The sequence below is a fragment of the Kitasatospora sp. NPDC057198 genome (genome assembly GCF_042670125.1).
Taxonomy (GTDB): Bacteria; Actinomycetota; Actinomycetes; order Streptomycetales; family Streptomycetaceae; genus Kitasatospora.
The window spans coordinates 1-13,616 of the sequence record NZ_JBHUWH010000194.1 but is presented as its reverse complement, the minus strand read 5'-3'; the positions used below and the strand labels follow the sequence as shown (position 1 = coordinate 13,616).

Annotated in this window: 16 protein-coding genes and 3 pseudogenes; 10 read left to right on the top strand and 9 right to left on the bottom strand. The window is 71.6% G+C overall.

Annotated features, from left to right (window positions below; translation table 11 throughout):
• The coding region (locus ACFUEL_RS21705) for a transposase family protein (protein WP_380238135.1) at positions 1–346 on the bottom strand (346 nt) is incomplete at its 3' end.
• 253 nt (positions 347–599) lie between these two features.
• Here ACFUEL_RS21705 and ACFUEL_RS21700 point away from each other — a divergent pair.
• On the top strand, positions 600–980 hold the full coding sequence (locus ACFUEL_RS21700; protein WP_380238134.1) for a DUF6193 family natural product biosynthesis protein: 381 nt from the start codon (positions 600–602) through the stop codon (positions 978–980).
• 43 nt (positions 981–1,023) lie between these two features.
• Here the strand turns inward: ACFUEL_RS21700 and ACFUEL_RS21695 are convergent.
• A pseudogene (locus ACFUEL_RS21695) lies at positions 1,024–1,180 on the bottom strand (AAA family ATPase); the annotation flags it as partial.
• 130 nt (positions 1,181–1,310) lie between these two features.
• Between ACFUEL_RS21695 and ACFUEL_RS21690 the strand changes: the two are divergent.
• The gene (locus ACFUEL_RS21690) at positions 1,311–1,625 is read left to right on the top strand and encodes a helix-turn-helix domain-containing protein (protein WP_380238132.1); all 315 of its coding nucleotides are present in this window, start codon (positions 1,311–1,313) and stop codon (positions 1,623–1,625) included.
• 945 nt (positions 1,626–2,570) lie between these two features.
• On the opposite strand, the gene ACFUEL_RS21685 is transcribed toward ACFUEL_RS21690, so the two are convergent.
• The 3 genes from ACFUEL_RS21685 to ACFUEL_RS21675 all read right to left on the bottom strand — a co-directional run bounded on the left by ACFUEL_RS21685 (position 2,571) and on the right by ACFUEL_RS21675 (position 4,215).
• Entirely contained in the window at positions 2,571–3,203 is a 633-nt protein-coding gene (locus ACFUEL_RS21685; RefSeq protein WP_380238137.1) for a hypothetical protein, read from the bottom strand.
• A gap of 182 nt (positions 3,204–3,385) precedes the next feature.
• Positions 3,386–3,856, bottom strand: coding sequence for a DUF4279 domain-containing protein (locus ACFUEL_RS21680; RefSeq protein WP_380238130.1), 471 nt, complete (start codon positions 3,854–3,856; stop codon positions 3,386–3,388).
• Positions 3,793–4,215, bottom strand: coding sequence for a helix-turn-helix domain-containing protein (locus ACFUEL_RS21675; RefSeq protein ID WP_380238128.1), 423 nt, complete (start codon positions 4,213–4,215; stop codon positions 3,793–3,795). The genes ACFUEL_RS21680 and ACFUEL_RS21675 overlap by 64 nt, the downstream gene beginning before the upstream one ends.
• A 93-nt stretch (positions 4,216–4,308) precedes the next feature.
• Here ACFUEL_RS21675 and ACFUEL_RS21670 point away from each other — a divergent pair, with 93 nt between their 5' ends.
• Both ACFUEL_RS21670 and ACFUEL_RS21665 read left to right on the top strand, forming a co-directional pair.
• Positions 4,309–5,169 carry a hypothetical protein gene (locus tag ACFUEL_RS21670; protein ID WP_380238127.1) on the top strand — a complete coding sequence of 287 codons (861 nt, stop codon included), beginning with the start codon at positions 4,309–4,311 and terminating at the stop codon, positions 5,167–5,169.
• Positions 5,166–5,675, top strand: coding sequence for a hypothetical protein (locus ACFUEL_RS21665; protein ID WP_380238125.1), 510 nt, complete (start codon positions 5,166–5,168; stop codon positions 5,673–5,675). Before ACFUEL_RS21670 ends, ACFUEL_RS21665 begins: the two co-directional genes overlap by 4 nt.
• A 71-nt stretch (positions 5,676–5,746) precedes the next feature.
• Here ACFUEL_RS21665 and ACFUEL_RS21660 read toward each other — a convergent pair.
• The 3 genes and pseudogenes from ACFUEL_RS21660 to ACFUEL_RS21650 form a co-directional block, all read right to left on the bottom strand.
• Positions 5,747–6,392: pseudogene (locus ACFUEL_RS21660) on the bottom strand (ATP-binding protein); the annotation flags it as partial.
• Positions 6,393–6,578: 186 nt separating this feature from the next.
• A pseudogene (locus tag ACFUEL_RS21655) lies at positions 6,579–6,914 on the bottom strand (IS21 family transposase); the annotation flags it as partial.
• 233 nt (positions 6,915–7,147) lie between these two features.
• Complete coding sequence (locus ACFUEL_RS21650; RefSeq protein WP_380238124.1) at positions 7,148–7,315, bottom strand: hypothetical protein; 168 nt, start codon at positions 7,313–7,315, stop codon at positions 7,148–7,150.
• 234 nt (positions 7,316–7,549) lie between these two features.
• Here ACFUEL_RS21650 and ACFUEL_RS21645 point away from each other — a divergent pair, with 234 nt between their 5' ends.
• Entirely contained in the window at positions 7,550–8,236 is a 687-nt protein-coding gene (locus tag ACFUEL_RS21645) for a class I SAM-dependent methyltransferase (RefSeq protein ID WP_380238122.1), read from the top strand.
• 438 nt (positions 8,237–8,674) lie between these two features.
• Here ACFUEL_RS21645 and ACFUEL_RS21640 read toward each other — a convergent pair whose 3' ends face one another.
• Positions 8,675–9,220 carry a helix-turn-helix domain-containing protein gene (locus tag ACFUEL_RS21640; protein ID WP_380238120.1) on the bottom strand — a complete coding sequence of 182 codons (546 nt, stop codon included), beginning with the start codon at positions 9,218–9,220 and terminating at the stop codon, positions 8,675–8,677.
• Positions 9,221–9,255: 35 nt separating this feature from the next.
• Between ACFUEL_RS21640 and ACFUEL_RS21635 the strand changes: the two genes are divergently transcribed.
• The 5 genes from ACFUEL_RS21635 to ACFUEL_RS21615 form a co-directional block, all read left to right on the top strand.
• Positions 9,256–10,518: an alpha/beta hydrolase family protein gene (locus tag ACFUEL_RS21635; RefSeq protein ID WP_380238118.1), complete on the top strand. Its 1,263-nt coding sequence runs from the start codon at positions 9,256–9,258 to the stop codon at positions 10,516–10,518.
• Positions 10,519–11,063: 545 nt separating this feature from the next.
• Positions 11,064–11,744 carry a class I SAM-dependent methyltransferase gene (locus tag ACFUEL_RS21630; RefSeq protein ID WP_380238117.1) on the top strand — a complete coding sequence of 227 codons (681 nt, stop codon included), beginning with the start codon at positions 11,064–11,066 and terminating at the stop codon, positions 11,742–11,744.
• A 15-nt stretch (positions 11,745–11,759) separates the two neighbouring features.
• A complete protein-coding gene (locus ACFUEL_RS21625) occupies positions 11,760–12,599 on the top strand; it encodes a DUF6193 family natural product biosynthesis protein (RefSeq protein ID WP_380238116.1) in 840 nt (279 codons plus the stop codon).
• A gap of 103 nt (positions 12,600–12,702) precedes the next feature.
• Positions 12,703–12,987 carry a hypothetical protein gene (locus ACFUEL_RS21620; protein ID WP_380238114.1) on the top strand — a complete coding sequence of 95 codons (285 nt, stop codon included), beginning with the start codon at positions 12,703–12,705 and terminating at the stop codon, positions 12,985–12,987.
• A 79-nt stretch (positions 12,988–13,066) separates the two neighbouring features.
• Positions 13,067–13,616 (top strand): BTAD domain-containing putative transcriptional regulator (locus ACFUEL_RS21615; protein ID WP_380238113.1); only part of this gene is annotated, 550 nt, incomplete at its 3' end.

Genomic DNA, 13,616 nt, shown 5'->3' with positions numbered 1-13,616 from the left:
CCAGCACCGACCGCATTCGTTCGGTCCGCTGACTGTGTCGGCGGGTCAGGCCCGTGACCTGCTCGACGAACGTCCGCCGCTCGCATGAGGCGTCCCCGCACGTGAACCGCCGGACCCGCAGCCGCAGCACCACCTGCCGCCCTGCCACGGGAAGATCGGCGGGAAACCGCAGGTAGGAGCCGTGGACCCGCCGCGACCAGCTCCCGCAGCCCGGGCAGCGAGCCTCGGCAGTCCGGGATCTGACACCGACCCGGATCACATCGCCGTCGTCCTGCACCGACACCACCCTGATCTCCGAAGCCGACAGGAAGAGCAGCTCTTCCAGCCGGAGCAGTACCTCGCGCACAGCCCAAAACCATCAGCCCCAACGTCGCCGTCACCGGCCGTTTCCAGACGATCTCGGGAGACGTTCCGGCAAGATCAACAGTCACAGGGAGTAGGCACGCCACAGAAGTTGGACCAGAACCTGAGTTCTGGCAGCGGTTGGCCGTTGATGGCGGGTCGGGTATCGGTGAGAACCGAGAGCACTCGCGCATGTCGCTGATCTCCCGCAGTGTCCGGCGTTGACAGCGGGCAAGGATCCGCTCGATGGTCGGGGCATGGCGATCTCAGGCGGGGACAGCGAGTGCGATAGGACGTGGCAGGGGGAGTTGGAGACCTGGCGACCGCCGCATCAACCTGGGGACTGGGCCGGTCCTGGAGTGTGGGCCGTACTGCAGCTGGCGGCGGCGGAGCCGGTGCTGCGGAGGATGTTCGTGTGGACCAGCATGAACGAGCTGCATGTGTCGGCGACGGGCGACTTCCGTGACTATGCCGTAGAGCCGTTCCCGGCAATCGCCGCGTCGACCAGTGGCTTTGTCGTGATGACACATCCGTGGGGACCGGACCATGCGGCGCTGGAGACCACTGACCCGGCAGCTGCGTTGGCATGCATGGTTCGTCTGATGGACGACCAGGTCTCCTCCGCGGAGGCCGAGTGAGGGCAGGGCCCGAAGGTGATTCCCGGAACTCCGGGGACGGTGGTCAGCTTGCCGTCCGTTCCTGCCGGGCGCGGGTGCCGGCGCGTCGGTAGGAGTCGGTGCCGGTCTCGATGGCCGGTCTCGATGATGGTGCCGTTGAAGGTGAGGCGGTCGACGACGGCCGCGCGGAGCCGGGGGTCGGTGAAGGTCTTGGTCCAGCCTTCTGGGGCCGGCACATGTTCGCTTCGGTCGGTTGGTGCTGCGACGTGCGGGTTTGACGTTCATCGAGGACGCCTACCGACGCGCGGTCACCGACACCCTGGGCGAGCTCACCGGAGAGGACCCGACGCCGTGAACATCAAGTGGAAGCTGCGGACGGCCGCCGCTCAACGCGAGGTCTGGACCGGCGCCCGACTGCGAAGGCTCCTGGCCGAGAAGGCCGGCCTGGAACTGTCGTCCGCCCCGGTGTCAGCCCTGCTCGCCAAAGAGCCCACCCAGGTGAAGACGTCCACCCTGGCGGCCCTGTGCACCGCGCTGGACTGCACCCCCAACGACCTGATCGAAATCGACACGACCCCGGTCGAACAGCCGGTATCCCCGATCCGCCCCGAGACGCAGACGCCCGGGCTCCTCGCGGGCCGGGGTCGGTCCATGCCGCCGATCTGACCGAAGGGCGGTCCTGACGTGGGGAAACGCCAACGCGACTGCACCGGCTGCGGGGCTCCGGTCGGCTTCGTCGGCCGCGAGTTCTGCTGCCACTGCACCGCCCGCATGAATGACGCGGCCGCGCGAGGCATCTGCCCCGAGTGCGGCAAGGCCCGCGTGCGGCAAGCCGGCACCGGCCGCTGCATCACCTGCTCCAGGATCTGCCGCGACTGCGGCCACCCGGTCCGGTCACCGCAGGCCGACCTCTGCGGGCTCTGCCGACGCAAGGCCGACCACGAAGCCCGCAAGCAGGACTGTCCGCGCTGCCGGCGACCGGACTTCCTGCGGACGGACACGGGCCGGCGCGGGCACTGCTCACGCCCGAGGCAGTCCAAGCAGCCCTCGCGTCCGTGCGCCGGATGCGGGCAGACGCGTCGCCATGCCGGGCTGGGCCTGTGCTCGGCCTGCTGGCAAAAGCACCCCGACCGGCCCTTCGTCGCGGCCCGGAACCTCGCCGCCCGGCTGGCTTCCCCGCCCGGTTGGCTCATGAACTTCGCGGGCTGTCTCGCCGCCCGGCACTGCGTCGGCCGCGCCTGCACCTTGCTCAGCACTCTGGGGTGCCTGCTCGCGGACGAGTACTCCGACCACCCGCAGGCCCTGCTGGAGCGCTCGCGCCGGCCTGGTCGCTCGATGGGATCCCCGGCCCGGGGCCTGGAAGAGTTCCTCACCCAGCAGGGGCTCGCGCTGCCGACCGATCACCACGAACGACTGGCCGCCGGCCGCCGCCGGCGCAGGATCGACGCCGTCCCGCATCCGCTGCGGGCTCAGGTCCAGTTGTTCTCGTCGTTCATGCTGCGAGCCCGGTGTCGGCGTACACGCCGAAGTGCTCAGGCAGGTACACACGAATACGCTCACCGCGTCGGACACGATGACATCCCGGGCCCCCGTCCGACCGGGACCGCTGTCCTACGGCTCCAGCGGTTCGGTCGGCACGGGGAGGTCGAGAACACGGGCGAGGGCGGCTGTGACGGGACCGCAGTGGCCGGGCAGGTGCCTGGAGGCCCAGTCGGCTGCCAGTGCGAGAAAGTCAGTCAGGTCGCGTTCGGCGCCGGCGAGCAGGTGACGGAGCTCGGTGGCGGACAGCTCGATCACTGGACTGTCGGTCTGCTCGTTGTTGACGGTGAGTCGGACGGTGTCGCCGAAGCGCTCCGCAAGCGGTGACACGGGTTCGTGACCGAAGCCGAGCAGGCTGCCCTCGTCGACGAACCGGTGCCACTCGCGCCAGTCCTCCAGGCCGTCGCAGCAGCCGGGCACGAAGGTGACCCCTGTGGAGCTGTCGGTGACCCGCAGGCCGCCGGCTGCGAAAAGGGAGTCGAAGGTCAGCAGTCCGTGGAGGAACGAGCCGAGTGCGTCGGGCGGACGCGGCGGCCGGTCGCCGTCGGGGTCGATGTCGTTGCAGCCCGCGATGCGCATCACCGCTGTCCCGACCTCAGCGGGTGAGAGCTCACCGCTGAGGGGAAGGAAGTCGAACGGCTCGATCTCGGCGACAGGCCAGAGGTCGAAGCCATCAGGGGTGTAGATCTCCAGGACGGGCTGCATCGCGATCACTCGGCGAAGTGTTCCGGATCCCCGCCCATACCGCCTCCGGATTACGCCGAGCACCCTCGTCTTGGCCAAGGGAGCTCAGCACCTTTGTTTGTACCGTCCTGAGCAGATACGGGTGTACGCCGACAATGTCGGGGTGCTGACTCCTGTGCCCAGGTATGTACGAAGTCGCGTGCTCAGGTGATGTCCCCGCCTGGGGTCATGTCGTACTCGTCCACGTCGAGCTCGGCGTTGACTGCGGCGAGGAAGTCCAGAACATCGCGGTCGAGATGCCAGCCGAACAGGTTGGGGGCGTCGGGCGCGTCCGGGTGGCTGGGCGATTCATCGTGGTCGGTGTCATTGAAACAGCGGACGACCTGCAGGACTGCGCCGCCGTCGTCGGCGGAGAGCTGGCCCACGAGTTCGGCGATGCGGGCCGTGTGAGGCCGGAGCCGGTCGAGGATGCGGGCGATCTGTTCGTCGACGCAGAGGCCGGGCTCCCGGCAGACGATCTTCCAACGGTGGCTCGCGGGAATCGCCCTCGGCGTGGTGATCCGGCTGCCGCGGACGGTCACTTCGTCAGGGGTGATGCCCAGTCGCGAGGTCATCTCGTCGGCGGAGATGTGCTGGCTGGACAGACCGAAGTAGGCGTACTGGCGGAGAGACATCCGGGGAGGATAGCGGTGCCAGGCTTGTGGCGAGCGGGATTTGTCCAGGCTGTTCCGGGGCCGGCAGTCACGCGACTTCGGCGTCGCCGTCGATGGCGGCGAGCCGGTTCTTGAGCCGGTAGCTCGGGCCGCAGCATGGCGTCGATCAGCGGGGCGACCTCCTCCACCACCTGTCGGCGAGTGCCCCGTCGGGTACTTGCGCTCGGCGGAATGGGCGGTGCCTGCTCGGAGAGGTACTTGCGGACGGTCCGGCGGTTCAGCCCGGTCTCACGAGCGATCTCCGAAACGGTCATCGCGCCTGACTGATGCAGAGCGCGAAAGCGCCGAAGCTCCAACCAGCGTTGCGGGTCCAAGACCACCTCAACCGCCCTTCACACGTCCAGCAGGACACGCGAAAGACTGCCAATCACCACCTTGCGACATACCAAAGACCTGAGCACGTTCACTCGTACGTGGCTGAGCAGATGAGCTCGTACCCCGACACCCGGGAGCGTGCACTGAAGGCGGGCACGCTTCCTCGCACCGACACGACCATCGAGGCAGCCCCGGCCGTCATCCGCGACCTGGCGCTGTTCCTCTCCGACCAGCGGAGGAAGCCGGCGTGGTCTCTCGTGGACGTCCACGACATCGAGGCATTCCTGGCCGGCGGCCCCAAAGCCCGCGAGCGCCGTCTGGTGGTGCTGCGTCGGTTCTTCCGCTTCGCCCGCTCCCGCCGAATCGTGCTGATCGATCCAACTCGGCAGATCGGCTCGCGGCGGTCGCCCGGGTTCACCGGCGCCACCGTCACCGTCGAACAACAACGGGTCCTGTTCCGTCGCTGGACCTCCGAACCCGGCGTCCCCCCGCACGAAGCCCTGTTCGGCCTCCTCGCCCTACTGCACGCGGCCTCCAGTCGCGAGGTCCGGCTGCTGGGACTGACAGACCTCGACCCTGCCGCCCGAACGGTGCGACCGGGCAAACGGCCGCATCCGGTCCCGCTGGACCCCGTCAGCTGGTCCGCACTCCAACACTGCCTGGCCCACCGAGACGCTCAGGGAAGCAGCAACCCGCACGTCTTGGTCACCAGGGTGACCAAGACCGGGCAGCAGCCCGCGTCGACCGCCTGTCTCAGCCATGTCCTGGACCCCTGCGGAGTCTCGCCCCGCACGCTTCGCCGCACCCGTCTCGCCGATCTGGTGAGCACCCTCGACCCGAAACTCGTCGCCGCGACCTTCGACATGGACCCCGAAGGCGTCATGATCTACCTCGCCGACCACATCGATCCCGGCCGCCTGCCCGACCAGAGCACGTCTCGACGACTGGAGAACCCGTGACCACCACGCCCCCGGACCAGGAACTGTGGGACTCGTTCGTCGAGGCCAAACGCGAACTGCACCGCCGACAGGCCGACTTCTACCAGCAGGCCGACGACAAGCAAGCCGTGCTCCGAGCTGCGCTCGCCCCGGAAGCAGGGGCCTGGCAGCAGGGCGCCGCTTTCGACTACCTCAAGGCTTTCCACCACGACGTCATCCCGCTGCTGCCCGAGCTGTTCCACTGGGCCGTCAAATCCGAGCGCTGGATCGGACCCGCACGCGAGGTCGTCGCCCGCATCCCGCGCGACCAGCGCATGCCGCTGCTGGAACCGCTCTTCATGGACCAGCTCGCAGCCGCCGAGGACGACGACTACCCGAACCTGGCCAGCCTGGCTGCCAGCTGCGAAGCCTGGACTCTGCTGGAACGGCTCGTCCAGCAGGCCGAGAACCACCCCGATCCCGACGTCCGCGAAGTCATCGAGCACTACAACCGGACCTACGGCCCCATGTGGCAGCAGAAGGCCTGAGCGGCCCTCCCCGAACCTGTGAAGCTTCGGCGCCGCCTTGCACGGGTTCGCCGGAACATGTGCGCTTTGGCGAACGACTCGTTCGAGGCGATGGCCACGCTCTTCTTCTCCTCCCGCTCGGTCAGGACCTGGAACAGCAGCTCGGCGCCGCGGCGGTCGAGTTCCATGTAGCCGAGTTCGTCGATGCAGAGCAGGTCGACGCGGCCGTAGCGGGCGATGGTCCTGGCCGGCTGCTTCTCGTCCGCGGCCTCGGCGAGCTCGTTGACGAGCCTGGTGGCCGGCACGTACTTGACCCGGTAGCCGGGGCCGTCGCGGCCTCGGTGCCGAGCGCGATCAGCAGGTGGGACTTGCCGGTGCGGAGCCGCCGATCAGGCAGAGCGGCAGGCTCTTCTTGATCCACTCGCAGGTCGCGAGGGTGTGGACCGTCGCCGGGTCGATGTCCGGGTTCGCGTCGAAGTCGAACTTCCGCAGGGACTTGTCCCGGGGGAAGCCGGCGGCCTTGATCCGCCGTCCCGAGCGGCGCCGGGCCCGGTCGTCGCACTCGGACATCAGCAGCCCGGAGCGGAAGCCGGGGTAGGACATCTGCTCGCGGGCGGCGCTTTCGGCGAGTTCGGGGAACTGAGATCGGACGGTGGGCAGCCGCAGTATCCGGCATGCCCGGTCAATGGCGGCGAGACCGGCGACAAGGTGCTCGTGGGGCAGGTGGCGGCCCAGCAGCCGGGCCTCGATCAGCGCGCGGGTGCCTTCGCGCTCGCCGTGGGCCTTGCGGACGGCCGCCCACCAGGCGTCGTGGACCGGTGTGAAGCGGCCGGCGGAGCGGGCCTGGTCGAGCGCGGTCGCCCCGGGCAGGGCGCCGAGCTTGCGGACCAGGGCCTCCAGGTAGTGGTCCAAATCGAGCCGGGTACCGCCCTTGGCGATCAGCCGCTCGTGCCGGGCGACCTCCTCCCGGCCGTCGTAGACGACCAGTTCGGAGGCGTGCAGCATCACCCTCACCGTCCGGCCGATCAGCCGCACCGGCACCGGCACCGAGTAGCGGTTGTTGCGCACCCCGATCTGGCTGTATCGGTCGACCCGCGGGGTGAACAGCCGACCCGTCTCGAACGTCTCCTCCGGCAGCGGCGCCGGCAGCGACCGCTCGGCGGCCAGGTACTCGCCGATGGTGCGGGGCCGGGAGCGGATCCGGCGGGCCTCGTCCTCCTCGTCCCACCGGTCGATGACGTTGGCCGCGGTGGTGACCACGCGGCACGGGATGCCGCCGCCGTCGCCGATCAGGTGGTGTTTGCTGCCGGTCTTGCGGCGGTCGACCGGCGACGGGCCGGTCGCCTCACCCCTTTTTCCGCGCGCACGTGGGAGGCGTCCACGCAGGCACGCGTCCAGCCGACCAGCCGACCATCCCGGCCGCGTTCAACTCGGCCAGGAGCAAGCGGTGCAGCGCCTCGAGCACCCCAGCCTGCTGCCAGCTGATGCCGGTGTTACAGCACGAACAGGATGCCCTGCAGGCACAGCCGGTCGTCCACCGGACGCGGGCCCGGCGACCGCTCCGGCCACACCGGCAGCAGCGGCAGCAGCGGCAGCAGCGGCAGCAGCGGCCCGATCCTGGCCCACAGCTCGTCGTCCACCATCCACGGCTTGTTGCTCACGCCACCACGAACGGACGATCCGTCACATCGGCCACGCCCCACCAGTGACGATCACCAGGACCGTGTTGTGGGTTCTGACGGGGTACCGGACGACTGATGATGCCAAGGGCCGGGGCCGGGCTGAAAGTCGGTGGTGGTGTCCTGGCAGGAGCGGGTAGCGTCCGGGTTTTGATGACTGATTCCTGGGACACCATCGCTGACTGGTACGCAGGGCTGCTGCGGAGCGGTTCCCCGATGCACGAGTTCAACTGCGACGTGCTGCTCGGGCTCCTGCCCGACGAACTCGGCGGGTGCCGCGTTCTCGACCTCGGCTGCGGGGAAGGCATCGTCGCCCGCGCGGTGGCCGCCCGCGGAGCCTCGGTCGTGGGCATCGATCCTTCACCTCGGATGATCGAGCACGCCCGCGCAGCCGGCTCCGGCAGCTCCGGCGGCCCCGGCGGCCCCGGCGGCCCCGGCTCAGTGGTCTACGCGGTCGATGACGGGTGCGTGCTGAGCACGGTCGCCGCCGACTCGGTCGATTGGGTGACCGCCGGGCTGTGCCTGAACAACGTGCCTGACCTCGATGCCGCGCTCGCGGCCGTACGGCGCGTGCTGACAGCTCGGGGCGCGCTTGCCTTCACGGTCCCGCACCCGTGCTTCGAAGCACCGCACGCAGCTTGGACACCCGCCACCGACCGGCCGCCCCGACGGGTGGTCGGGGACTACCTCGCCGAAGGATTCTGGCGCTCGGACAACCCCGAAGGCGCCCGCCGGGCCGGCAACCGGCATCGAACGCTGTCCACGTACCTGACGGCTCTGGTCCGGCACGGGTTCGCCGTGGAATCCGTTGCCGAGCCGCCCCCGGACGACCGGGTGGTGGCCGCGCAGCCCCGCAGGGCGGAACTCCCACCGTTCCTGGCCGTTCGCGCCCGGCGCGCTTGACCGCGCACCGGGACCAGCCGCGCCCGTTCCGTACCGGAGCAGCACGAGGGAGTCCGATGCCGGTGAGCGGAGACCGGCTCGGGCTCCCGCGTGACCGCGCTCCACGTGAAGGCCGACGACCTGTTGGAGGGACCGCCGCAGCCGGCTCCACCCCGATCGGGTGCGGACGACGCCCCGCGAGACGGTCAAGCGTTCCGACCGACCCCTGCCAGGCGACCTCGACCGGTTGACAGGCGGGTTCGGCCGGCCGCTCACACCCGGGCCCGAAGCACCCGGCCCGGCCGGAGCGACCCGTCCGACCGCAGAGTAGTGCTCGTCGTGCTCTCGACCGCACGCCGGTGTCGGACGGGGCTCGTCTCCCCGAAGACACCGGGCGTGCTCGGTCAGCGTGCTGTGCATGCGCTGCAGCCTGCGGCGCCGTGGTCCACCGGACGGGCCTCAGGAGTTGTCCGGCCGAGGGGCCTCCATCGGGAAGTGGATGGGGCTGAGCAGGTACTGCGTCCGCTCGGGACCGGGCCGGTTGGCGAGTTTCGGCGCAATGGCCGCGCGCAGCTCGACGATCAGTTCGTCCAGTTCGGCCGGGCTGAGCCAGAGCGCGTGCTGGCGGTATCCCACGCGGTCGGCCACGGGATCGGCTGCGTCGCGGTCGAGGTAGGCGGTGAACTCGGCCAGCAGGGCGGTCATCGCGGTGGCGAAGGCCCGCCGGTGGTCCTCGGGGGTGAGCGTGCGGACCGTGTCGGGGCCGATCACGGCCCGATCCTGCCGCAGCCGGTAGTGCCGCTGCACCGCGCCGCGCACCCTGCGTTCTTCGGCCACCTCCAGTATCCCGCCGTCCACCAGCAGGTCGATGTGCCGGTAGACGGTGGCTTTGGAGGCTTCCGGGATGCGCGCGCAGAGCTGAGAGGTGGTCAGCAGCCTTCCGCCGCCCATCGCATGCACGATCCGCAGCCGGATGGGGTGGGCGAGCAGGTCCAGGGATTCCATGCCCGACTTTCTCACAGCTGCTACCTTTCTCAAGTATGAGAATAGATGAGGGCGGGGCGCTGGAGGTGGCACGGCGCTTCGCCGCGCTGCTGCAGGCGGAGCGGTTCGGTGAATCCGTGGGCCTGTTCGCGCCCCCGCTGCGGGCCGCGGTCTCCGCCGAGGCACTACGGCTCGCATGGACGACCGAGGCTGCCGGACAAGGCGGGATCACGGCGGTCGAGGAGCCGGTGGCCGAAGCCGGCGGGGCCGACCCGGTGCGCGTGCGCATCCCGGTGACCTGCGGCGGCGGACGATTCGTCGTGGTCACGTCGGTCGGCGGAGACGGTCTGCTGCAGGGGTTGAGACTCGATGCGCACGGCGATGCCGCCTGGAGCCCGCCGCACTACGTGGACGCGGACCGGTTCACCGAGCGGGAGATCCTGCTCGGCACCGGACCGCTCGCGGTCCCCGGCACGCTCACCCTGCCCGTCGGGGCCGGCCCGTGGCCCGCCGCGGTGCTGCTCGGCGGTGGCGGCGCGTTCGACCGGGACGGGAGCAGCGGCCCGAACAAGCCGCTGAAGGACCTCGCCTGGGGGCTCGCCTCCCGCCGGGTGGCCGTGCTGCGCTTCGACAAGGTGACCTTCACGCACCCGGATCGGCTGCCCCCGGACTTCACCATGGCTGATGAGTACCTGCCCCATGCACTCGCCGCCGTCGGGCTGCTGCGACAGCAGCCCGAGGTGGCCGCGGACCGGATCCACCTGCTCGGGCACAGCATGGGCGGCAAGGCGGCACCTCGGGTCGCCGCCGCCGACCCGTCGATCGCGGGCCTGGTGCTGCTCGCCGCGGACACCCAGCCGATGCACGAGGCGGCCGTCCGGGTGGCTCGCCACCTCGCGGAGACCGCCCCCGGTCCGAGCGCGGACGAGATGGTGTCGACACTGGTCCGGCAGGCCCGTTCGGTGGCGGACCCGGGTCTCACGCCCGACACCCCGGCGGAGTTGCTGCCGCTGGGGTTCTCCGCCGCCTACTGGCTCGATCTGCGCGCCTACGACCCGGTGGCCACGGCCGCCCGGCTGGCCTGCCCGATGCTGGTCCTCCAGGGCGGGAGGGACTACCAGGTGACCGTCGCCGACGATCTGACCGGCTGGCAGCGCGGCCTGGCGGGCCGACCGGGGGTGACGATCCGGATCCACGAGCACGCCAACCACCTCTTCTTCGCCGGCAGCGGCCGACCCACCCCGGCCGAGTACGCGCGGCCGGGGCACGTGGACCCTGCGGTGGTGGACGAGATCGCGACCTGGCTGGTGCGGCGGTAGGGGGAGCGACCCCTGCGGGGCGGCAGGAGCGCGGCGGTCCCGCGGCTGCCGGGCGGGACCGGCTTCGGCCGCATCTGCCGGTGGGCGACGGGCGGTGCGGGCGCCGGCCGGATCGTCGTCAGGCGGTCGACGGGATCCTTCACCGCGTACGGGCCGGGGCGCGTGCACGCGGTCACCGGCGCCGCGTCCCGCCCGCCGACTCGTCCCGCCCGCCGACTCGTCGCGCTCGTCACCGCGGCCCGCCTCTTCGTGACGCTGCCCCGGAACCGCCCGGAAGTCCCCGCTCGGGCACGGCCCCCTACCGGCAGCCGGCGCGGGCCGGTCTGTAGCGTCCCGCGCCCGGCACGGAACGTGGCGGCCGTCGGCCGGGGGGGGTGTACCTGGCACCACCATGAAGTCGGATGCGGGCACTACTGCCTCGGGCGCGTACGGACGACATGCTGGTGTCGTGCCCGAGGGGCGGGCACCGGCAGGTGGCGCACCGCCACCGCCGAGGGGCCGTCGGAGCTGCTTCGACGGTCCGACCGGAGATTCGGGGGCACGACATGAGGCATTCGCGGGCACTGATCGGCGCGGGCGCTGCCGCCGCCGTCGCCACCTGGTGGTTCACCGACTCCGCGCCGTACCCGTACTCCCAGCGCCGGCTGCTCGACCTGCCGCTGCCGTTCCTGACCCTGAAGCGGCTGGACGACGTGCTGCGGGCCCGGAAGGGCGAGCGGGTCCTGGAGATAGGTCCCGGGACGGGCCTGCAGTCGCTGCACGTCGCACCGCAGCTGGGCCCGGACGGCCGGTTGGACGTCGTGGACGTCCAGCAGGAGATGCTCGACCACGTGGGCCGCCGGGCCGCGGAGCGGGGCGTCGGCAACATCGTGCCGAACTGCGCCGACGCCCGTGAACTCCCCTTCCCGGAGGGCGTGTTCGACGCGGCGTACCTGGTGACGGCGCTGGGCGAGATCGCGGATCCGGCGCGTGCGCTGGCCGAGCTGCGCCGGGTGCTGAAACCCTCCGGGCGGCTGGTGGTCGGCGAGTTCTTCGACCGGCACCAGATCCGGCTGTCCTCGCTGATCGGCCTGGCGGAGCGGGCCGGGCTGCGGGTCACCCGGTTGTACGGCCCGCCGTTCGCGTACTACGCGGTGCTGCGGCCGTGCACGACGCCCGACGCCGCCCGGGCGGCTCCCGCCGGTCGTCACGACTCGGTCAACGTCCTTCCGGTGGCGGGAGGGTGAGTCACACTCGACCGCATGTCCGACCTTCCTCCGGGGTACGCCCGGGTCGCCAACCCCTTCCACGAGTACGAGTACGACCACGAGCACGACCACGAGCACGATCCGCTCCCGGAGGTGCCACCGACCGATCCCGCCCACCCCCTGCACGGGTACCTCGTCCACTATCCCGAGGTGGTGGCGGCGGGCTCCCTCCGGCGGGCCCTCCAGGCGGTGGCCGACCGGGCGGGCACCGGGCTCACGATCGGGCTGCCGTCCTCGCCGGGCTGGCGGTACGCGGGTGCGCGGGTGGAGGTCGACGGCCGCTCGACGAACGTCCTGATGGCCGTGGACGGGCGCTCCTTCCTGGTCGACTGCTGGGCCCGGGGCGTCCACATGGCTTCGGGCAGTTCGCAGGGCCTCCCGGAGGTCGCCGGTGCGATGCGCTCCTGGCACGACGGGGCCAAGGTGCGCGCGCTCACCGAGCGGTGGCCCTTCCTGCGGACGTGGGAGCTGGCCGAGGCCCACGAGCGCGGCGAACTCGGGCCGGCGCGCTGGGCGGCGATGCGCCGACGGGCAGCGGCCGACACCAGGACCGAGCACGCCTCCGACTGGCGGGACCTGCTCGAGGCGGCCTTCGCGCAACCGCGGCTGCGGGCGCTGTCCCCGGGGAGGAGCATGTGGTGGTTCACCCTCAGCCGCCGGGCCGCTCCGCCCGTCTGCTCCGACCTCCCGCGTACCAGGCCGCTCGGCGGCGGCCGCTTCGAGGTGACGTTCGCCGACCGCCGGGTGCAGGAGGTGGACGGCGCGGCGGCGACGGTGGCGGTGATCGTGGGCAGCCTCCCCGCAGACGCCGTCCCGCCGCCTCCGGAGTCGTGACCCGTCCGCAGCCGCAGCGGCGGAATCACCGTCCGTCCACCTACCAGGCTTGGTGGGCAAGGTTGTTGAATGCCTGTCAGGAACCGGCGGGAGGGCGGCGCGCGTGCTGTGGCTGTTGTTCGACCTGGGCCTGACGGTGCTGCTGGTGGCGGGTGAGGCCGTGGCCGTGACGGGGTGGTTCCTGCACGGCAGCTTCGAGGTCCTCCAGGGGCGGCGGAAGACCACGACCAGACGCCGGTTCGCGCTGGAGCTGGCGGGCACCGCGGCCGTCCTCGCCGGGGCGGCGACCGGCCTGTTCCTCCTCCGCCTACCCCTCGCCGCGGCCGTCCAGGGCGTGCTGGCCACCGCCGTCCTCCTGCTGCTCCTCCTGGGGCTGCTGGACCGCTGACCGCTCCGACCGGCGAAGGGGCCGAGCGCCGCGACCGTCCGCGCCGGGGTGGCAGACTGGCCGGCGAGGGGGTGGGCACGTGCGGATCGGTGTGCTGGGGCCGTTGGAGGTCCGGGGCGCGGAGGTCGCCGGGGCGCGGCTGCGGGGGCTGCTGGTGCGCCTGGTGGTGGACGCCGGACGGGTGGTGTCGTCCGAGCGCCTGGTGGCGGACCTGTGGGGCGAGGACCCGCCCGCCGTGCCGAGCAACGCCCTGCAGACCCTGGTGTCGCGGTTGCGGGCGCTGGGCGGGCGGGACGTGGTGGCGGCGGGCGCGGGCGGCTACCGGCTGGGGGCGGGGGCGGGCGAGGTCGACGCGGTCGAGTTCGAGCGGCTGTCGGCGGCGGCGCGCGGCCTGGCCGACCCGGCCGAACGGGCGGCGGTGCTGCGGCGGGCGCTGGGGCTGTGGCGCGGTCCGGCGCTCGCGGAGTTCGCCGACGAGCCGTTCGCGAGCCTGGCGGCCCGGCGCTGGGAGGAGTTGCGGCTGACGGCCGTCGAGGAGCGGGTGGCGGCCGAGCTGGCGCTCGGCCAGGGGGCCCGGCTGGTGGCCGAGCTGGAGGAGTTGGCGGCCGCGCACCCGCTGCGTGAGCGGC

What these genes read in the sequence shown, in the direction of transcription:
- ACFUEL_RS21630 (WP_380238117.1), top strand. Translation starts at nt 11,064, where the DNA reads ATGAGGCATTCGCGGGCACTGATCGGCGCGGGCGCTGCCGCCGCCGTC.
- ACFUEL_RS21700 (WP_380238134.1), top strand. Translation starts at nt 600, where the DNA reads ATGGCGATCTCAGGCGGGGACAGCGAGTGCGATAGGACGTGGCAGGGG.
- ACFUEL_RS21680 (WP_380238130.1), bottom strand. Translation starts at nt 3,856, where the DNA reads ATGTCTCTCCGCCAGTACGCCTACTTCGGTCTGTCCAGCCAGCACATC.
- ACFUEL_RS21635 (WP_380238118.1), top strand. Translation starts at nt 9,256, where the DNA reads ATGAGAATAGATGAGGGCGGGGCGCTGGAGGTGGCACGGCGCTTCGCC.
- ACFUEL_RS21625 (WP_380238116.1), top strand. Translation starts at nt 11,760, where the DNA reads ATGTCCGACCTTCCTCCGGGGTACGCCCGGGTCGCCAACCCCTTCCAC.
- ACFUEL_RS21640 (WP_380238120.1), bottom strand. Translation starts at nt 9,220, where the DNA reads ATGGAATCCCTGGACCTGCTCGCCCACCCCATCCGGCTGCGGATCGTG.
- ACFUEL_RS21645 (WP_380238122.1), top strand. Translation starts at nt 7,550, where the DNA reads ATGCACGAGTTCAACTGCGACGTGCTGCTCGGGCTCCTGCCCGACGAA.
- ACFUEL_RS21685 (WP_380238137.1), bottom strand. Translation starts at nt 3,203, where the DNA reads ATGCAGCCCGTCCTGGAGATCTACACCCCTGATGGCTTCGACCTCTGG.